Origin of the sequence: Leifsonia poae, from assembly GCF_050632195.1 — a bacterium.
GTDB lineage: Bacteria > Actinomycetota > Actinomycetes > Actinomycetales > Microbacteriaceae > Leifsonia > Leifsonia poae_C.
In genome coordinates, this window is the sequence record NZ_CP192580.1 from 3,812,818 (window position 1) to 3,830,338 (window position 17,521).

Here is a 17,521-nt window from a genome sequence, read left to right on the forward strand (position 1 = left end):
GCCTCAGACCTGCCGCTTCAGGATGCGCGCGACACCGGGAAGCACGTCGGCCGACGGGCCGCTCAGCCCGCACTCCATCGCGAGCCAGCCGTCGTAGCCGATCTCTTCGAGGGCGTCGAGCGTCTCGTCCCAGTCGTAGTGCCCAGCACCCGGCTCGAGGCGGTTGCTGTCGCCGAGCTGCACGTGCTTGATCAGGTCGCCGTGCTCGCGCAGGGATGCGCCGATGTCGGCCTCCTCGATCGACATGTGGAACGTGTCGGCGATCACCGCGAGTCCCGGGGAGTCGATCTGCTTCACGTACCAGGCGGAGTCGGCGACCTTGTTCACCACGAAGTCCTCGAAGCGGTTCAGCGGCTCGAGGTAGGCGACGGCGCCGACGGATGCCGCGTGGTCGGCCACCTCGCTAAGCGCGGCGAGGAAGTCGTCACGCGTCTTCTCATCCGACTGCGGCGGGGTGAACGGCGGCAGGGCACGAGAGAACAGCCCGAAGGCGTGCGGGGTGACGACGCCGTTTCCACCGGCCTCGACGATCGTCGAGAGCAGCACCTTGAGCTGGTCGACCGCGTCGCGGCGGCGGTCGTCGTCGAAGTCGCCGATGAAGTGGTCCATGTGGACCACGGCGCTCGGCATGACGACGCCGGCGTCGCGGGCTCGGCGCAGCTCCTCCACGCGACCGCCGAAGACGCCGTCACCCTGCCCGGACAGCTCGATGCCATCGAAGCCGACCGACTGCGCGAACGCGAACTTATCCTCCAGCGTGTCGCCGACGAGCGTCGACTCCTGGGCTGCGATCCGGAAGGCCATCAGTTCTCCTCGAAGGTCAGCACGACCTGAAGCGCCTCCTGGGGCTTCGTGTCGAGCATGGTGAAGGCGAACCCGGCCTCCTCGACCGGCAGTTCGTGCGAGATGAGGTCGGCCAGGTTGAGCTTGCCCTCCTCCGCGAGGCGCATGGCGGTGGACGCCAGGCGGTACTCGTTCCAGCGGTGCTGCAGCGCGGGCGCGACGCCCGAGATCTGCGAGGCGATGACCGCGACGCGGTTGTGGTGGAACTCCTCGCCGAGGCGCAGGCCCTTGCCCTCGCCCTGCATGAAGCCGGCGACGCAGACGCGCGAGCTGTACGCGACGGTGCGGATCGCCTCGTGCATGGCGTGGTAGTTGCCGGTGACCTCGAGGCAGACATCCGCGCCCCGTCCGCCGGTCTTCGCGCGGACGCGCTCGGCGACCTCGCCGTCGGCGGGGTCGAGTACCTCGTGGATGCCCAGCTTCAACGCCAGGTCGCGGCGGGCGGCGATCCCGTCGACACCGATGACGTGCGCTCCGTTAAGGCGGGCGAGCTGCGCGACGATCTGGCCAGGGACGCCGAGCCCGAAGACGACGACCGTCTCGCCGACGTGGATGTCGGCGTCGAGGATCACGTTGAGCGCGATGGCACCGATCTGCGAGAAGATGCCGATCCGCGGGTCGACCGTCGGCGACAGGATGCGGTCCGCGGCACGCGCCTCGGTCTGGATGGTCTCGGAGCGGTGGCCCCAGGTGCCCCAGATGCGGTCTCCGACCTTCACGCGGGTGACGTCGGAACCGATCTCCACGACCTCGCCGACCTCTTCGTACCCCCAGCCGTTGACCGGGTATTCGAAGCTCGTCGAGCCGTCGACGAAGAGGCGACGGTCCTCATCCCACCGCTTGTTGAGGTAGGGGTTGCTGCCGCGGTACGCGGTCAGCTCGGTTCCGGCCGAGATGCCCGAGAAGAGGGTGTGGATGCGTACCTGGTCCGCGCCGAGCGGCTGGCGGTCCTCCTGCACCACTTCGGCGACGCGGGAGGAGGTGAAACTCACCATGGAGCCCATAGTTCTACTTTCCTTCTGTGTTGGTGTTGCGGATCGGGGGTCGGATTCGGTGGCCGGGTGGGCCGTACCGGTCAGCCCTTGACGGCGCCGGAGATGAAGCCCTGCGCCACCTGCTTCTGCATGGCGACGAAGAGCACGAGCACCGGCAGGATCGTGATCAGGGTCGCGGCGGCGAGCGGTCCGATGTCGAGCTCGCGGCCGCTGGTGAACTGGTACAGACCGGTGGTGAGCGGACGGAAGTCGCCGCCAGGCAGGTAGAGCAGCGGCACCAGGAAGTTGTTCCAGGTCTGCAGGAACGTGAAGACGGCGAGCGCCGAGATCCCGGACCCGACCAGCGGCAGCATCACCCGGTAGAAGATCTGCCACTCGGATGCGCCGTCGATGCGGGCGGCCTGCTCCAGCTCGGTGGGCAGGTCGGTGAAGAACGCCCGCATGAAGAACGTGCCGAACGAGACGCCGGTCGAGGTGAGCACCAGGATCACGCCGACCAGGGTGTCGAGCAGCCCGAGGGACCGTAGCTGGAAGAACAGCGGGATCATGTACGTGAAGAACGGCACCAGCAGGCCGAGGACGACCGTGTAGAACGCGACCGTCCTGCCCCGGAACGGCAGCCGAGCGAACGCGTATCCCGCCATCGTCGACAGCACGATCACGAGCAGCGTGCTCGGCACCGAGAGCAGCACGCTGTTCAGCACGTAGTCGCTGAAGTGACCGTCGGTCCAGGCCTTCGCGATGTTCTCGAACGAGAACGACGTGAACAGCCCGAACGGGTTCACCTTGACGTCGGTGCCCGTCTTGAACGTGGTCGAGAGCAGCAGGACGATCGGCGCAAGCGTGAGCAGAGACAGCACGATGAGCAGGGTGTGCTTGCCGGTCAGTCCGAGTCGCTTGCGCGGTGACATCCTGTTCAGCTCGCGTCGCGCTGGTGCTTCCTCGAGACTCCGCGCCAAGCCCAGGCGGGTCTCCTCCGAGGCGGTGATGTCGCTCATGCGGTCGTCCCTTGGATCGAGAGTCGGCGCTGAAGCCGGTTGAGGAACACAGCGCACGGGATGGAGAGAACGGTGATCAGCATGGCGAGCGTCGTGCCGTAGCTGATCGCGTTCAGCTGGAACGCGTTCGTGTACGCGTACGTACCGAGCACGTTGGTCGCGTTCGCCGGGCCGCCGCCGGTCATGATGAAGATGATGTCGAACACGCTGAACCCGCCCACCAGCGTGATCGTCGTCACCATGATGAACACCGGCATGATCTGCGGCAGGATGATGTGCCACAGCCGCTGGAGCGCGTTCGCCCGGTCGAGGGTCGCCGCTTCGACGAGCTCGGTGTCGACGTTGCGGAGCGCGGACAGGAAGATGATCATCACGAAACCGGTGCTCCCCCAGATCGCCGTCGCCAGGACTGCGTAGAGCGCGGTGTCGGGATTGCCGAGCCACCCGGTGGTCAGGCTCTCGAGCCCGATCGCCCGGAGCCCGACGTTCAGCCACCCGTTGAGCGGATCGTAGATCCAGCTCCAGACGATGCCGATCGCGATGCCCGGCAGCACGTATGGGAAGAAGAACGCGAGCCGGTAGAACGCGCTTGCCCTCCGCACGTTCCAGAGCAGGAGCGCGTAGAAGAGCCCGATGACCAGCGGCGAGATGGTGCCGATGACGATCCAGATCAGGTTGTTCGAAAGGGCGTGCCACATCTCGGGGTCTGTGAACATCCGGACGTAGTTGTCGAAGCCCACGAACGGCGGCGAGGGGTTGATGCCGTCGAAGTCGACGAACGAGTAGTAGATCGCCGAGCCGAGCGGGAACAGGAAGAAGATGATGACGAGCACCATGAGAGGTGCGACCATCAGGATGCCCAGGCGGGACTGCGCCCGCCTGGTCACCCGCGGTACTGCTGAGGATCTGGTCGTCATCACTTGGTCTTCGCGGTGGCTGCCGTCTGGAGGTTCTTCGCTACCTGCTCGGGAGTGAGCTTGCCCGCGAGCACGCCCTGCATCCCGTCCCACATCGCCTTGTTGAAGACGTCGGTGGAGCTCACGTCGATGTTCTGGCCGACTCCGCCGGTGCCCTTCGCGTACTCGGCGGTATCGGCGATCACCTGCTGGAACAGCGGCGACGTCTTCACGTTCGACGTGTCCACCGGATACGCGGGGATGAGGTACTGGTTGACCGCCCACTGGCCGTGGTCGGGGCTCACCAGGTAGTCCATGAACTTCAGCGCTGCCGCCGGGTCCTTGGCCTTGGCCGACATGAACGTGCCGTTGCCGAGCCCGCCGATCGCGACGCCCTTGTCGTCCGGGCCGGGGAACGGGATGAAGCCGATGTCTGCCTTGGTGCTCGATGCGAGATCCTGCACCAGCCACGTACCCGTGGGGTTCATCGCCGCCTTGCCCGAGTAGAACAGCGCGTTCGCGTTGTTGTACGTGATCGCGCCGGCCGACGGCGGGATCCAGGCCTTGTCCTTGAATTCCTTCCAGGTGTTGATCGAGGCCACGACGCCGTCGCTGCTCCAGTCGCTGTCACCCGCGATGAGCTTCGTCTCCTCCTCGGCGCCGACGCGACTGGCGAGCGACATGCTCAGCATGTGGCCGCCCTCCCAGCCCTCCTTGTCACCGAGCGCGAACGGGATGATGCCCTTCGACTTTAGGGTGTCGGCGATCGTCTCGAGGTCGGCCAGGTTCTTCGGAACCTCGAGACCGTACTTGGCGAAGATGTCCTTGTTGTAGAACAGGCCCACTTCTTCGATCTGGTCCGGGATGCCCGACACCTTGCCATCGAACGTGACGGTGTCCTTCGCCCACGTGTAGATGGGATAGTTCTGCTTCTTGTACTGGTCGGTCATGTCGTAGAGCAGGCCGGCCTTAGCGAGCACGCCCGCGAATCCGGGGCCCGTGTCGTAGCCGAAGACGTCGGGACCGTTGCCGGAGCGCAGCTGCGTCTGCAGCAGGGTGCGGATGCTGTCGCCCGGCGAGACGTTGAGCTTCACCGTAACGCCGGACTCCTTCTCGAACTTCGCGATGTCCTTCTTGATCGCGGCGAGCTGCTCAGGGGTGTCGGGCTGTCCGATCAGGTAGGTGATGTGGTTCTTCTCACCGGCGCTGCCCGAGCCGGGTGCGCCGCCCGTGCATCCGGTCATCGCCAGCGCTGCGGCTGCGAACGCGGCCACCGCACCGACCAGGGAAACCTTCTTCATGTCGACTCCTTCGTCGCTGTGTGTGATTTCAGAACGCGCTTGACGGGCCCATCCCGTCCGTTAGAAATTTAACGTAAACCAATTTTGGGGGCGCTGTCAAAGCATTTGTCAGGCGATCTTCCCGCAATTTGCGGCTACATACCAAACTGAAGGTTTTGGTGCGTCAAGTTTTCGACGGATGCTGTTAGCCTGTCTGGCATGGCGGAACGAGGCCCGTACTCCAAGGGCAGAGAACGACGCGAGGCGATCCTCGAGAGCACGCTGAACGTGTTCTCGCAGCTCGGCTCGCGCAAAGCGTCCATGCGCGCGATCGCCGACGATGTCGGAATCAGCCCGGCGCTCCTGCAGTACTACTTCTCGAGTCGCGAGGAGCTGCTGCTCGAGGTGATCCACCAGTGGGACGTCACGAACGCCCAGCGCGGAACGGGGATGACCCATTTCGCCGACTGGCTCGCCGCAATCCGCCACAATGCCGTGGTGCCGGGGATCGTGCACCTCTACATGACCTGCGTGATCGAGGCGACCGACCCCGAGCATCCGGGACGCCCGTTCTACAAGGAGCGCTACGCGACCCTCACCCGCAAGATCGTCGGCGAGCTGCTGGTGCAGCAGCGCAACGGGACGCTGCCCGCGGACGCAGAGCCCGAACGCATCGCCCGCATGCTGCTGGCGGCGAGCGAAGGGATGCAGATCCGCTGGCTCCACGAGCCCGACTTCGACATGTTCGACGAGTTCCTGTTCCTGCTGCGGCAGTTCGGGATCGTCATCCCCGAACTCGAGGGCGCCGACGATCCTGCCGAGGTTCTGGCGGCGCGCGCCTAGCTGCTCGGTCTACTCCGTCGGAGACTTCGGGCGCTGGAACAGCACAGCCACCCCGGCGATGACGAGCAGCACGACCGAGAGCCAGAGCCCTCCGACGATGCCCCACGAGGTGTCCGAGATCGCGCCGGAGGCGATCGGGCCGACGGCCTGGCCGACCGAGAAGGCCGCCGTGAGCGCCGCGATCCCGGCGGCACCGGATGCTGGGGGCAATGTGCGCTTGGCGGTGACTGTCGCCGCGGTCGGACCGGCCATGAAACCCGCCCCGAAGATGACCGCCGAGATGAAGGCGCCCACGACGCCCGGCCAGACGAGCACCGGGATCACACCGATGATGACGACCAGGGTCACCAGCGCCGGCGCCGCGGCCGAGCTGAGGCGCGAGATGACACTGCCCCAGACGACGAGCGTCGCCACCGACGATGCGAGGCCCAGCACGATGAAGAACGAGGCGACCGTCCACATCGAGAGGCCTTCGCTACCGAGCAAGGCGATGACGAACGTGAGGTACGAGACGTATCCGGCGCCGTAGAACAGGTACCAGATGAACGTCGGCGTCAGGAACTTCAGGGATGCGCGAGGCCCGGTCGACGTGGGCGAATCCTCGACGTGCCGGGTGGCGAGCACGGTCGGCCAGATGGCGATGATCGCGAGAACACCCATGACGAGCCAGCCCGCGGGCCATCCCGTGTCGCCGAGCCAGCTCAGCACAGCGGGGACAGCGATCCCGGAGATGACGATCCCCGCGCCGACTCCGGCCATGTAGATGCTGACCATGATCGACGACTGCTTCGGACTGGTCACCCGGATGCGCGACGCGAGCGCCGAGCCGACCACGAACACAACCGCGGTGGCGAACCCGCCGACGAAACGGATGACGGTGAGATAGACGTACTGCCCGGTCACGGCCGTGAGCAGGAGCGCAGCGGCGCTGATCACCATGCCGATCACGAAAACGCCCCGCGCGCCGAACCTCTTGGCCCACCACGCGCCCGATGCGGCCCCGATGATGTAGCCCACCGCGTTCGCCGTGGTGATCCCACCCGCGGTCGCGAACGACCAGTCGAGGTCGGACCGCATCGCCGGCAGGAGCAGCGCATAAGCGAAGCGGGTGAACCCGAGCGCGACGACGGGTCCGGCGGCGAGGCCGAGCGCGACCAGGGCGGCGGATGGCATCCGTCGAGCGCCGCGATCGACCGCGCCTTCGGGGGCGGAGGTGGACTTGGACATGGACGACTGCCTGGCTTTCTTCGGGTGCGTACTCATCAAGATACGTGTATTTGACCTGGAGTTACAAAACTTGCTCGGCTAGTTGACCTGGCGGTCCAGAATGGGGGTACACTGCCGACCATGGGTAGACCGATGAAGTTCGAGGCCGATGCGGCCATCGATCGCGCCATGGAGGTGTTCTGGCGTCGCGGCTACGCCGGGACGACCCCGCAGGCGCTGGTCGACGAACTCGGCATCGGCAAGGGAAGCTTCTACAACACCTTCGAGAGCAAGCACGGCCTCTTCACGCTCGCCCTCGAGCGATACAAGGACAACCGCATCGCCTACCTCCGCGACACCCTCGAACCTGAGGGTCCCCTGCGCGACCGGCTCGATGCCGCGATGCGCGAACTGACGGGCGTCGGGCGGCATCAGCAGGGTTGCCTGATGGTGAACGCCACGGCCGAGCTCACACAGACGGACGAGGCCGTCGCCGCCATCGCCGACAGCCTGTTCACCGGGATCGAATCGGCGTTCCGCGACGCGATCGAGCGCGGTCAGAGCACCGGCGAATTCACCGGGGTTCAGGATGCGCAGCACGCCGCGGCCTCGCTCCTCACGACGCTCATCGGCTCCAGCATCCTGCTGAAGATGGGCACCGACCCCGAGCGCGCGATCGGCGCGATGAGGGACGCCGTTCTCGCACTGTGAGACGCGTTGCGGGAAGCGATCGCCCAGTCGAGTGCGGTTGAGCGTACCGTCGGAAGTCCCGAGAGAAGGGACGACGGATGGACACCAAGCGGGCGCTCCTGGAAGAGCACTGGCGGGCATCGGAGGCCGGGGACACCGCGACCGAGCACGCGGTCTACGCGGACGACGCGATCCTCGACTATCCCCAATCGGGCGAGCGCTTTCGGAGTCGCGCAACGATCGCGGCCCAGCGCGGCGGGCATCCTGCCGACCGGCACTTCACGGTGCTGCGGATCACCGGCAGCGGCGACCTCTGGGTCAGTGAGTGCATCATCACGTACGACGGCGTTCCGAGCTACTCGGTGTCGGTGATGCAGTTCGAGGGCGACGAGGTCGTGCACGAGACGCAGTACTTCGCCGACCCGTTCGGCGCACCTGAATCGCGGATCGCGATCGCGGAGCCGATGCCTGGCAGGGGGATCCGGCGGGCATGAGTGCCGGCGAGGAGACCGCGAGCGCGCCCGGCGCCGGCGTCGATCCGCGACACATCCTGATCATCGGCGCAGGACCGGGTCTCGGGGCGGCCGTAGCACGCCGCTTCGCCCGAGAGCGCTTTCGCGTCACGCTGGCCGGTCGACGCGAGGAGCCGCTCGCCGCTCTGGCGACCGAGCTTCGCGCATCCGGCGCCACCGTCGACACGGTTCTCGCCGACGCCGGCGACCAGCCAGCGTTTCGCGGTCGGCTGCAAGCCTGGGCTCAGACGGATGCGCCCGGGGTCGTCGTCTACAACGCGGCGCTAGTCACGCGGGACATCATCCTGAACGCGGATACCGAGTATCTTCAGGCAGCGTTCTCGGTCGACGTATTGGGCGCGGTCGCTGCTGCGCAGGTGTTCACGCCGGCGATGGTGGGCGCGGGCGCGGGAACTTTTCTGACGACGGGCGGTGGGCCGGGCCTGCACGCCGAGCCGGCTCACGCGACACTCTCGATCGGCAAGGCCGCCCTTCGAGCGGTGACCTCGATGCTTCACGACGAACTCGCGCCGAAGAACGTGCACGCGTCGATCGTCACCGTCGCCGGTGACATCGCGGCCGGCACGGCTTTCGCACCCGACCGCATCGCCGAGGTCTATTGGCGGCTTCACCGTCAGCCGGCCTCCGAGTGGCGATGGGAGACCGTCTTCGAGGGCTGAGGCGACGACCCGGCGTGTGTTCGCGCGCCGGGCGCGGTCTGATCGGCCGCCCGTCCCCGCTGGGGGCAACGGGGCTGGGCGACCTCGGAACCACGCGTTCGATGGGGGCGAAGGAGGAGACATCTGTGTAAGCCCTCCGCGCTCCGCGCATCCCGTACCAAGAGCGTATGCTTTTTGTACTCAGAGGTCAATATTGCGGGCCTTGGAGCACAAGGAGGGTCAATGTCACTCATCGCTGTTGTCGGCGATCGCACCGGAGCGCGTGACCGCCGAGCGCTTCTGCCCGGGATCCGTTCACCGCGCGACCTCGATGCGTTGACTGCGACCGACCTGCGTGAGCTTGCCGCGGAGATCCGCGAGTTCCTCATCGAGTGCGTTTCGCGCACCGGCGGCCATCTCGGGCCCAATCTCGGTGTGGTCGAGCTCACGATCGCTCTCCACCGCGTGTTCGACTCCCCGCGCGATCCGATCGTCTGGGATGTGGGCCACCAGACCTACGTGCACAAGATGCTGACCGGGCGGCGCGACTTCAGCCGGCTGCGGGCGAGCGGCGGACTCGGCGCCTACCCGCTGCGGCGGGAGTCCGAGCACGACATCTTGGAGAGTTCGCACGGCTCCGCGAGCCTGTCGTGGGCGGAGGGGATCGCCGCCGCCACGGGCGACTCCACCCGCACGGTGGTCGCCGTCGTCGGCGACGGCGCGTTGACGGGCGGGATGATCTGGGAGGCCCTGAACAACATCGGCCGCAACCGCCGGCGCAACCTCGTCATCGTGCTGAACGACAACGGCCGGTCGTACGCGCCCACGATCGGTGGCCTCGCGCGATTTCTCGGCCGGCTGAGAACAACGCCCGGCAGGCGCTTGCGGCGCCTCTTCGACATCGCCTACCTGGGCCCGGTCGACGGCCATGACCTCACCGCGGTCGAAGAAATGCTCCGCCAGGCACGCGCGGTCGACGGTCCGGTGCTCGTCCACGTGATCACCGAGAAGGGGCGCGGATACGCGCCCGCCCTGGCCGACGAAGCGGACCGCTTCCACGCGGTCGGGCAGATCGAGTCGGCGACCGGCAGGCCCGCATCCCGAGGCGGCCCGTCGTGGACCTCGGAGTTCGGACGCGCCATTCTCGCCGAGGCGACCCGCAACCCGCGGATCGTCGCGGTGACGGCCGCGATGCTGCTCCCGACCGGGCTCGGGGCTTTCGTCGAAGCGTTCCCCGACCGGGTGATCGACGTCGGCATGGCGGAACAACACGCCGTCGCGAGCGCCGCGGGACTCGCCTACGGCGGCATGCATCCTGTCGTCGCCCTGTATTCGACGTTCCTCAGCCGCGCGTACGATCAGCTGCTCCTCGATGTCGGTCTCCACCGAGCGGGCGTCACGTTCGTGCTCGACCGGGCGGGCGCGACCGGACCCGACGGCGCATCCCATCACGGCATGTGGGACCTGCCGCTCCTCCTGACGGTCCCCGGGATGCGCGTCGCGGCACCCCGAGACGCCGCCACCCTGCGGGAACTACTGACCGAGGCGCTCGCCATCGAGGACGGGCCGACCGCACTCCGGTTTCCGCGCGGACGGGTCGCCGAGCCGATGCCGGCTGTACACCGGCTTTCGAACGGAATCGACGTTCTCCGCGAGTCGCCGGCCAAGGACGTGCTGCTCATCGCGGTCGGAGCGATGGCCTCGCTCGCCGACGAGGTCGCCGACGACCTGGCTGCCACTGGAGTCGGCGTGACGGTGGTGGATCCGAGGTGGGTCGCCCCGATTCCCGCGGGCCTCGACGAGTTCGCCGAGGACTTCGCCCTGGTCGCGACCATCGAGGACGGCGTCAAGAATGGTGGCGTCGGCAGCCGCATCCAGCACGCTCTGCGTTCGCCAGGGCGCTTCGACACGATCGTCTTCGGCCTCGACGACGACTTCCTCCTGCAGGGGTCGCGTGGTGAGATTCTGGAGTCGTCCGGACTGGAGAGGTCGGCGATCGCGCGCACGATCACGCACGAGGTGGAGCGGAGACGATGAGATTCAGTCAGGCCGAACTGCAGGCGTTCACCGGCAAGACGCTGCCCGACCTCATCCCGAACCCGACACGGCTGCTGATCGTCGGGATCAACCCGGGCCTGTTGACGGTGGCCGTACAGGCGCACTTCGCGCGCCGCGGCAACCGCTTCTATCCCGCGCTGTTCCGCGCCGGGATCACGGATCACGTCATCGACGCCGCCGAGGGCTTCGACCCTGCCGACGTCGAGCAGCTTGAGCGTCGCGGCATCGGCATCACCTGCATCGTCCCGGGCGCCACGGCTCGTGCCGCCGAATTGACCCCGGCACAGCTGCGGGAAGGCGCGGCAGCGCTGCGCGAGCGGGTTCAGGATGTGCGACCGGCGGTCGTCGCGCTTCTCGGGGTCAGCGCATACCGCGTCGCGTTCGACGAGCCGAAGGCGCAGGTCGGGCGGCAGCCGCACGACTGGGGAGCCTCGCAGGTCTGGGTCGTGCCGAATCCGAGCGGGCTGAATGCTCACGCATCCGTCGCCGACCTCGCCGCCGCGTATCGCGAGGTCGCGATCGCCGCAGGCATCGAACCGTACGAGCTGCCTGCGTGAGCGAACCGTCCGACGCTCTTACCGCTCCACCAGGAGCTGCTGCCCACCGTCCACGTCGTAGGTGCCGCCGGTGAGTGCGGTGTTGGTCATGAGATGCACGGCGAGCGCGGCCACATCCTGAGGCTGCACGACCCGTCGGATGGGCAGCGTTCTGGCCAGCTCGGCACGTCGCGCATCGAGCCCGTCGCCGAGCAGGGATGCGGACAGCGGGGTGTCGACGAACCCCGCGCCGAGCAGATTCACACGAATCGGCGCCAACTCCAGCGCGAGGTCGGCTGTCAGCGCGGGGAGCCCCACCGAGAAGAACCCGGCGATGGAGAGCCCGACGACCGGATGCCGGGCGGCCGTCCCCGAGATGAAGATCAGGCTCCCTCCCGGGCGAACGGCGGTAATGGCGGCACGCGCGACGTTGATCGTCAGCACGAAGTGCTCATCGAACGACCGGCGCACCTTCTCGAGATCCATCTCGGCGAGCGGCGCGTAGTACGACCCGCCCGCGGTGACCATGACGTGGTCGACCTGTTTCGGAAGGCCTCGGAAGAAGTCGGCCAGGCGCTCGTCGTCGGTCGCGTCGAACGCTGCGGTGCTGATCGCGCCGAGCTCGCTCCCGGCCTTCTGTACACGGTCCGGATCGCGGCCGGTGACGATGACGTCGGCGCCCGCGGCCCGAGCGCTGCGCGCGGTCTCGTATCCGATACCCATCGTTCCGCCGATGACGACCACGATCTGGCCTGCGAGCGCGCCCGCTTGTCCGCTGCCGACTCCGGTGGGGCGAGTCTCGTTTGTGCTGTCCGTCATGATGCTGCCTCCGTCGATACCCGATCGTCCACCGTCGCCGGTGCGCACGAGTTCACGCGCGGGGCCGGCATCATGTGCGTCGTGCCCACCCGCGCGTTGGACACGAAGATCGCCGCGACAACCGCCGCCGCGACGCTGATCCCGGCCATGACGATCATCGCCGGCTGATAGCCGCGCTCGATCGCCGGGGCCAGGTCTCCTCCCCCGGCCGACCCGATGAGGACCGGCACAAGGGCGGTGACGAGCAGGGCTCCAACGCGGGATGCGCCGTCGTTGATGGCGGACGCCTCACCGAGATCCGAGTCCTTCACCGCAGCGAGAACGGATGAGGTGAGCGGCGTCACGAGCAGGCCGACTCCGAGCCCCCACACCAGCGCCCCGGGCAGGATCGCCTGAACGTAGCTCTGACCAGGGCTCGCCCCCGACAGAAGCAGGAAGGCGATCGCGACGGCGACGATCCCGGCGACCATCAGCCAGCGCGGGCCGATCCAGGCGATGAGCGTGCCCGCGAAGGGCGAGAGGATCAGGAAGACGACCGACTCCGGGATGAGCACGGCTCCCGCCTGCGCAGCGGTGTAGCCCAGCTGCAGTTCGCACTGCAGGACGAGCAGATAGTTCGCCGCCGCCAGGGCTCCGTAGAAGAGCACTGTCGTGACGTTGATGGCACTGAACTGGCGCGAGGAGAACAGCGACAGCCTCACCATCGGCGCCGGGCTACGGCGCTCCACCGGCACCAGCGCGACCAGTGCCGCGATCCCGACGATCCCCGCGATGAGCACGACCGGATCGAGCCAACCCGCGGCCGGGCCCGCAGTAAGCGCATACGTCACCCCGCCGAGGCCGATCACGGCGAGCGCGGCTCCCGGGATGTCTGCCGACGCGGCCCGAATGCGCTTGGTCACCTCGGGCACGAACCGCAGCACCACGAGGGCGATCAGGATGATCGGGATGTTCAGCACGAACACCCACCGCCACGAGAACGCATCCACCAACCACCCGCCCGCGTACGGTCCGACCGTGGTGCCGAGCGTCGCGAGACCAGCCCAGATGCCGATCCCGCGCGCCCGATCACCCACTCGCAGGGTTCCGTTGAGCATCGCCAGGCTGCTCGGCACGACGAGCGCGCCGCCAGCACCCTGCACGATCCGCGCCGCGATCAGCCAGCCGATCGACGGCGCGAACGAGCAGAGCACGGATGCGAGCAGCATCACCAGCAGGCCGGCCTCGAGCACACGCCGGCGGCCGAATCGGTCGGCCAGCGCCCCCGACAGCAGCAGGAGCGCCGCGACGGTCAGCAGATAGCCGGTGACGACGAACTGCATGGATGTCGTGCTCGCCTGGAGGTCCGCCTTGATCGCGGGCACCGCGACGATGACCACGTACGCATCGAGAAAACCGACCATCGACGCGAGCACCGTGGCCACGATGAGCCAAACCCCCTTGGCGCTTCGCAAGGCGATGAGGGGGCTCTCACTCTCGGTTGCACCTGGGGGTTCGGCAGACATCCGTTTCGCTCACAGACTCGGTAGGGAGGAGACTACGCCCCGATCTTCGACACGTGGTAGTGCCGAATCAGCCACGAATCCTCGAAGCGCCCGAGCACCACGGTGAGATGCACGGGGATCACTTCGCCGGCCGGAACCGCGAAGTCCACATCCACGTAGGCGAGGAGCGTGTCGGCCGACAGCTCCCTCGTCTCGAGAACGGTGAACTGCGGATCCAGCCCGACCGGCTGCTTGTCGTAGTACGCCGTGACTCCCGCGCGACCCACGACGTGCGTCCTGTCGAAACCCTGGAAGATCGCATCCTCGGTGAAGTACGAGGCGACGAGCTCGGGTTCGTGCTTCCGGATACCGTCGGCCCAGGCGTCGAGCGCCCGCGTGAGGACGGTGTCGTAATCGCTCGCGTCGGTCATGATCAGGCTCCCGCGCTCTGTCCGCCGTCGACGTGCAGGAACTCGCCCGTCACGAACGGCGCCTGCTCGAGGTAGAGCACCCCGCGCACGATGTCGTCGATCTCGCCCATGCGGCCGACCGGGTGCAGCGCGGCGTAGGTGTCGAAGGCCTCTTCGGGGTGCAGCGGGGTCTTGATGATGCCGGGCGACACGGCGTTGACCCGCACTCCGCGCGACGCGTACTCGATCGCGAGCGACTTGACGACCGAGGAGAGCCCGCCCTTGGTGAGGGATGCGAGCGCCGACGGAACGCTGGAGCTGGCGTTCTCGACGAGAGTCGTGGTCACGTTCACGACGTGGCCCGATCCGCGCTCGGCCATGTGGGCCACGGCCTTCTGCGTGACGTGGAAGAATCCGCCGAGGTTGACGCGAAGGGCGTTGTCGTAGTCCTCCTGCGTGTAGTCGACGAACGGCTTGGCGATGAAGACACCCGCGTTGTTCACGAGCGTGTCGACGCGGCCGAACTTCGCGATCGCCGTGGCGAAGACGCGCTCGGCGACCTCGGGGTCTGAGATGTCTCCGGCGACGGTGACGAGGTCGGCCTCGGTGCTGTCGGCGGGTGCGATCGAGCGGGAGTTCGCGACGACGGCGTATCCCAGCTCGCGATATCCCTCGACCAGCCCTGCTCCGATGCCCTGCGATCCGCCGGTGATGATGGCGACTTTACGTGTTCCCATTGTGCTTTCGATCCTTACTAGATGGTCGGTCAACTACTAACCGCTACCAGTTATAGACGACTGGTCGTATAATTGCAAGCATGGGACGGACATCTGACGCACGCGAGCGGATTCTCGCGGCCGGCGCGGAGCTCTTCGGGCAGCGCGCGTATTCGAGCATCGGCGTCGCCGAGATCTGCGCCGCGGCCGGTGTTCCGAAGGGGAGCTTCTACTACTTCTTCCCCTCCAAGCAGGCTCTCGCCCTGGAGGTCGTGAACGCGCACTGGGTGTGGCAGCGGGATCTGTGGCTGGGCATCCTGACCGCCCCGGTTCCGATCGTGGAGCGGCTGCGGCGACTCTTCGTGGCCACCGCGCAGATGCAGACGGATGCGCTCAAGGGCACCGGCGCCGTCGTCGGGTGCCTCTTCGGCAACCTCGCCCTCGAGGTCAGCGCCCAGGACGATCCCGTGCGTGCCCGCCTGCAGGAGATCTTCGAGGAGCAGATCGACATCGTCGAGACCGCCGTCCGCGAGGCTGTCGCGGCAGGCGAGCTGACGGCCGCCGACCCGCGCCAGGTCGCCAAGTCGGTCGTGGCGCAGATCGAGGGCATGGTGCTCTTCGCGAAGCTCTTCAACGACCCCGGCCAGCTCGACCAGCTCTGGCAGAACAGCGTGCGGCTTCTCGGGCTCGAGGATAGGGCGGCCGCCGCCGTCTGACGTCTCGACGCCATGCGGGTCTACGCTGACCCGCATGGCAAGGATCGAGGACTACGCCATGATCGGCGACCTCAAGACCGCCGCACTCGTCAGCGTCGAGGGGTCGATCGACTGGCTCTGCCTGCCGCACTTCGACTCGCCCGCGTGCTTCGCCGCCCTGCTCGGCACGGAGGAGGCCGGCTCGTGGCGGCTGCGTCCGCTCGACGAGTCGGCCGCATCCCGACACCGCTATCGTCCGGGCACGCTGATCGTCGACACGATCTGGGAGACCCCGGATGCGCAGGTCACGGTGACCGACTTCATGCCGGTGCAGGGTGTGGCCGGCGACGAGGTGACGCTGGTGCGCATCGTCGAGGGAGTGCGCGGCTCGCTCAGGATGCGCAGCGACATCGCGCTCCGCTTCGACTACGGCAGGGTGGTCCCGTGGGTCACCCGCGACGACCTGGGCATCCGGGCCGTCGCCGGGCCGGATGCCGCCTACCTGCGCTCAAGCACCGCGATGCACGGTGAGGATCTGCACACCGTGAGCGAATTCACCGTCGAAGCGGGAGAGCGGGTGAGTTTCGCATTGACCTGGAACGCGAGCCACCTCCCGCCGCCGGAGCCGGTCGCGCCCGTCGATTCGCTCGCCGAGACCGACCGCTACTGGACCGACTGGTCGTCGCGGAGCGCCGGGATCGGGGGCCGGTACGCCGAGCCGATCCAGCGCTCGCTGATCACTCTGAAGGCCCTCACCTTCCTGCCGACGGGCGGGATCGTCGCGGCGGCCACCACATCCCTGCCCGAACAGCTCGGAGGCCCACGCAACTGGGACTACCGCTACTGCTGGCTTCGGGATGCGACGATGTCGCTGCGCGCGCTGCTCAGCGCCGGCTACACGGAGGAACCCGAGGCCTGGCGGGACTGGCTGCTGCGGGCGATCGCCGGTGATCCCGCGGAACTGCAGATCATGTACGGACTCGACGGCAGCCGCCGCCTGCCCGAGGCAGAGCTGCCCTGGCTCCCGGGCTACGAGAACTCGGCGCCCGTCAGGATCGGCAACGAAGCGGCCGATCAACTGCAGCTCGACGCGTGGGGCGAGATCCTGCGCGGACTGTCCGTTCGCCAGAAGTCTCGGATGCGCGCGATGCGCGGAAAGGCGGACGTCGCCTGGGAGCTGCAACGCGCCCTCGTCGGCCACCTGCGTGACACGTGGACACAGCCCGACAACGGACTCTGGGAGGTGCGCGGGCCGCGTCGGCACTTCACATACTCGAAGGTGATGGCCTGGGTCGCCGCCGACGGGATGGTCAAGGAGGCCGAGGAGTTCGACCTGCCGGGACCGGTCGAGGAGTGGGCTGAACTCAGGGATGCGATCCACGCCGATGTGCTCGCCAACGGATACGACAGCGAGCGCAACGCCTTCGTGCAGCACTACGGAGGCACCGCTCTCGACGCCAGCCTGCTCCAGCTGGGGAGTCTCGGTTTCCTCCCGCCCGACGACGACCGGCTGGCCGGGACAGTTGATGCGATTCAGCGGGACCTGATGTGGGACGGTTTCGTACTCCGGTACCGGCCGGAGGAGGGTGACGACGGTATGCCGGGCGGCGAGGGGGTGTTCCTCGCCTGCTCGTTCTGGATGGTGGATGCGCTGGTCGGCATCGGACGCCACGACGAGGCGGAGGCACTCTTCGAGAAGCTCCTCGCGGTGCGCAGCAGCGCGGGCCTGCTCAGCGAGGAGTGGGATCCGTCGGCGAAGCGTCAGCTCGGAAACACTCCGCAGGCGTTCAGCCACTTCGCTTTGATCAACACCGCTCTGCTGCTCGCCCGGGATGAGTGAGGGTCGGAACCGAACGTTTCGTTGACCCCGGCAAAACGGCG

At 67.5% G+C, this 17,521-nt stretch carries 18 protein-coding genes; 8 read left to right on the forward strand and 10 right to left on the reverse strand.

Annotated features, from left to right (window positions below):
* Nucleotides 1–3: 3 nt before the first annotated feature.
* From ACQ86A_RS19165 to ACQ86A_RS19185, 5 genes are all read right to left on the reverse strand, one after another.
* Nucleotides 4–804, reverse strand: a complete 801-nt coding sequence (locus ACQ86A_RS19165) for a sugar phosphate isomerase/epimerase family protein (RefSeq protein WP_431278495.1) — start codon at nt 802–804, stop codon at nt 4–6.
* A complete protein-coding gene (locus tag ACQ86A_RS19170; RefSeq protein ID WP_431278496.1) occupies nt 804–1,838 on the reverse strand; it encodes a zinc-dependent alcohol dehydrogenase in 1,035 nt (344 codons plus the stop codon). The genes ACQ86A_RS19165 and ACQ86A_RS19170 overlap by 1 nt, the downstream gene beginning before the upstream one ends.
* Nucleotides 1,839–1,918: 80 nt before the next feature.
* Nucleotides 1,919–2,836: a carbohydrate ABC transporter permease gene (locus ACQ86A_RS19175; RefSeq protein ID WP_431278497.1), complete on the reverse strand. Its 918-nt coding sequence runs from the start codon at nt 2,834–2,836 to the stop codon at nt 1,919–1,921.
* On the reverse strand, nt 2,833–3,753 hold the full coding sequence (locus ACQ86A_RS19180) for a carbohydrate ABC transporter permease (RefSeq protein WP_431278498.1): 921 nt from the start codon (nt 3,751–3,753) through the stop codon (nt 2,833–2,835). Before ACQ86A_RS19180 ends, ACQ86A_RS19175 begins: the two co-directional genes overlap by 4 nt.
* Nucleotides 3,753–5,033: an extracellular solute-binding protein gene (locus ACQ86A_RS19185; protein WP_431278499.1), complete on the reverse strand. Its 1,281-nt coding sequence runs from the start codon at nt 5,031–5,033 to the stop codon at nt 3,753–3,755. Before ACQ86A_RS19185 ends, ACQ86A_RS19180 begins: the two co-directional genes overlap by 1 nt.
* 198 nt (nt 5,034–5,231) lie before the next feature.
* Between ACQ86A_RS19185 and ACQ86A_RS19190 the strand changes: the two genes are divergently transcribed.
* Nucleotides 5,232–5,855, forward strand: coding sequence for a TetR/AcrR family transcriptional regulator (locus ACQ86A_RS19190; protein ID WP_431278500.1), 624 nt, complete (start codon nt 5,232–5,234; stop codon nt 5,853–5,855).
* A 9-nt stretch (nt 5,856–5,864) separates the two neighbouring features.
* Here the strand turns inward: ACQ86A_RS19190 and ACQ86A_RS19195 are convergent, their stop codons facing one another.
* Complete coding sequence (locus ACQ86A_RS19195) at nt 5,865–7,082, reverse strand: YbfB/YjiJ family MFS transporter (RefSeq protein WP_431278501.1); 1,218 nt, start codon at nt 7,080–7,082, stop codon at nt 5,865–5,867.
* Between the two features lie 120 nt (nt 7,083–7,202).
* Here ACQ86A_RS19195 and ACQ86A_RS19200 point away from each other — a divergent pair, with 120 nt between their 5' ends.
* The 5 genes from ACQ86A_RS19200 to ACQ86A_RS19220 all read left to right on the forward strand — a co-directional run bounded on the left by ACQ86A_RS19200 (nt 7,203) and on the right by ACQ86A_RS19220 (nt 11,537).
* A complete protein-coding gene (locus ACQ86A_RS19200; RefSeq protein WP_431278502.1) occupies nt 7,203–7,772 on the forward strand; it encodes a TetR/AcrR family transcriptional regulator in 570 nt (189 codons plus the stop codon).
* 77 nt (nt 7,773–7,849) lie between these two features.
* Nucleotides 7,850–8,245 (forward strand): nuclear transport factor 2 family protein, encoded by a 396-nt coding sequence (locus ACQ86A_RS19205; RefSeq protein WP_431278503.1) that lies wholly within the window; start codon nt 7,850–7,852, stop codon nt 8,243–8,245.
* On the forward strand, nt 8,242–8,943 hold the full coding sequence (locus ACQ86A_RS19210) for an SDR family NAD(P)-dependent oxidoreductase (protein ID WP_431278504.1): 702 nt from the start codon (nt 8,242–8,244) through the stop codon (nt 8,941–8,943). Before ACQ86A_RS19205 ends, ACQ86A_RS19210 begins: the two co-directional genes overlap by 4 nt.
* 222 nt (nt 8,944–9,165) lie before the next feature.
* Nucleotides 9,166–10,959 (forward strand): 1-deoxy-D-xylulose-5-phosphate synthase, encoded by a 1,794-nt coding sequence (locus tag ACQ86A_RS19215; RefSeq protein WP_431278505.1) that lies wholly within the window; start codon nt 9,166–9,168, stop codon nt 10,957–10,959.
* The gene (locus tag ACQ86A_RS19220; RefSeq protein WP_431278506.1) at nt 10,956–11,537 is read left to right on the forward strand and encodes a mismatch-specific DNA-glycosylase; all 582 of its coding nucleotides are present in this window, start codon (nt 10,956–10,958) and stop codon (nt 11,535–11,537) included. The genes ACQ86A_RS19215 and ACQ86A_RS19220 overlap by 4 nt, the downstream gene beginning before the upstream one ends.
* A gap of 18 nt (nt 11,538–11,555) precedes the next feature.
* On the opposite strand, the gene ACQ86A_RS19225 is transcribed toward ACQ86A_RS19220, so the two are convergent.
* The 4 genes from ACQ86A_RS19225 to ACQ86A_RS19240 all read right to left on the reverse strand — a co-directional run bounded on the left by ACQ86A_RS19225 (nt 11,556) and on the right by ACQ86A_RS19240 (nt 14,966).
* On the reverse strand, nt 11,556–12,335 hold the full coding sequence (locus ACQ86A_RS19225) for an SDR family oxidoreductase (RefSeq protein ID WP_431278507.1): 780 nt from the start codon (nt 12,333–12,335) through the stop codon (nt 11,556–11,558).
* Entirely contained in the window at nt 12,332–13,759 is a 1,428-nt protein-coding gene (locus tag ACQ86A_RS19230; protein ID WP_431278508.1) for a DHA2 family efflux MFS transporter permease subunit, read from the reverse strand. Before ACQ86A_RS19230 ends, ACQ86A_RS19225 begins: the two co-directional genes overlap by 4 nt.
* Nucleotides 13,760–13,872: 113 nt before the next feature.
* Nucleotides 13,873–14,250: a YybH family protein gene (locus tag ACQ86A_RS19235; RefSeq protein WP_431278509.1), complete on the reverse strand. Its 378-nt coding sequence runs from the start codon at nt 14,248–14,250 to the stop codon at nt 13,873–13,875.
* Between the two features lie 2 nt (nt 14,251–14,252).
* Nucleotides 14,253–14,966 carry an SDR family NAD(P)-dependent oxidoreductase gene (locus tag ACQ86A_RS19240; protein WP_431278510.1) on the reverse strand — a complete coding sequence of 238 codons (714 nt, stop codon included), beginning with the start codon at nt 14,964–14,966 and terminating at the stop codon, nt 14,253–14,255.
* 80 nt (nt 14,967–15,046) lie between these two features.
* Here ACQ86A_RS19240 and ACQ86A_RS19245 point away from each other — a divergent pair, with 80 nt between their 5' ends.
* Together ACQ86A_RS19245 and ACQ86A_RS19250 are read left to right on the forward strand one after the other, a co-directional pair.
* Nucleotides 15,047–15,661, forward strand: coding sequence for a TetR/AcrR family transcriptional regulator (locus ACQ86A_RS19245; RefSeq protein WP_431278511.1), 615 nt, complete (start codon nt 15,047–15,049; stop codon nt 15,659–15,661).
* A 34-nt stretch (nt 15,662–15,695) separates the two neighbouring features.
* On the forward strand, nt 15,696–17,480 hold the full coding sequence (locus ACQ86A_RS19250) for a glycoside hydrolase family 15 protein (protein WP_431278512.1): 1,785 nt from the start codon (nt 15,696–15,698) through the stop codon (nt 17,478–17,480).
* The last annotated feature ends 41 nt before the right edge of the window (nt 17,481–17,521 follow it).

Excerpts from the sequence above, each read along its gene's own strand:
- ACQ86A_RS19180 (WP_431278498.1), bottom strand. The coding sequence starts at position 3,753 with ATGACGACCAGATCCTCAGCAGTACCGCGGGTGACCAGGCGGGCGCAG.
- ACQ86A_RS19235 (WP_431278509.1), bottom strand. The coding sequence starts at position 14,250 with ATGACCGACGCGAGCGATTACGACACCGTCCTCACGCGGGCGCTCGAC.
- ACQ86A_RS19165 (WP_431278495.1), bottom strand. The coding sequence starts at position 804 with ATGGCCTTCCGGATCGCAGCCCAGGAGTCGACGCTCGTCGGCGACACG.
- ACQ86A_RS19200 (WP_431278502.1), top strand. The coding sequence starts at position 7,203 with ATGGGTAGACCGATGAAGTTCGAGGCCGATGCGGCCATCGATCGCGCC.
- ACQ86A_RS19195 (WP_431278501.1), bottom strand. The coding sequence starts at position 7,082 with ATGTCCAAGTCCACCTCCGCCCCCGAAGGCGCGGTCGATCGCGGCGCT.
- ACQ86A_RS19240 (WP_431278510.1), bottom strand. The coding sequence starts at position 14,966 with ATGGGAACACGTAAAGTCGCCATCATCACCGGCGGATCGCAGGGCATC.
- ACQ86A_RS19215 (WP_431278505.1), top strand. The coding sequence starts at position 9,166 with ATGTCACTCATCGCTGTTGTCGGCGATCGCACCGGAGCGCGTGACCGC.
- ACQ86A_RS19205 (WP_431278503.1), top strand. The coding sequence starts at position 7,850 with ATGGACACCAAGCGGGCGCTCCTGGAAGAGCACTGGCGGGCATCGGAG.
- ACQ86A_RS19185 (WP_431278499.1), bottom strand. The coding sequence starts at position 5,033 with ATGAAGAAGGTTTCCCTGGTCGGTGCGGTGGCCGCGTTCGCAGCCGCA.
- ACQ86A_RS19210 (WP_431278504.1), top strand. The coding sequence starts at position 8,242 with ATGAGTGCCGGCGAGGAGACCGCGAGCGCGCCCGGCGCCGGCGTCGAT.
- ACQ86A_RS19220 (WP_431278506.1), top strand. The coding sequence starts at position 10,956 with ATGAGATTCAGTCAGGCCGAACTGCAGGCGTTCACCGGCAAGACGCTG.
- ACQ86A_RS19225 (WP_431278507.1), bottom strand. The coding sequence starts at position 12,335 with ATGACGGACAGCACAAACGAGACTCGCCCCACCGGAGTCGGCAGCGGA.
- ACQ86A_RS19245 (WP_431278511.1), top strand. The coding sequence starts at position 15,047 with ATGGGACGGACATCTGACGCACGCGAGCGGATTCTCGCGGCCGGCGCG.
- ACQ86A_RS19190 (WP_431278500.1), top strand. The coding sequence starts at position 5,232 with ATGGCGGAACGAGGCCCGTACTCCAAGGGCAGAGAACGACGCGAGGCG.
- ACQ86A_RS19175 (WP_431278497.1), bottom strand. The coding sequence starts at position 2,836 with ATGAGCGACATCACCGCCTCGGAGGAGACCCGCCTGGGCTTGGCGCGG.
- ACQ86A_RS19250 (WP_431278512.1), top strand. The coding sequence starts at position 15,696 with ATGGCAAGGATCGAGGACTACGCCATGATCGGCGACCTCAAGACCGCC.
- ACQ86A_RS19170 (WP_431278496.1), bottom strand. The coding sequence starts at position 1,838 with ATGGTGAGTTTCACCTCCTCCCGCGTCGCCGAAGTGGTGCAGGAGGAC.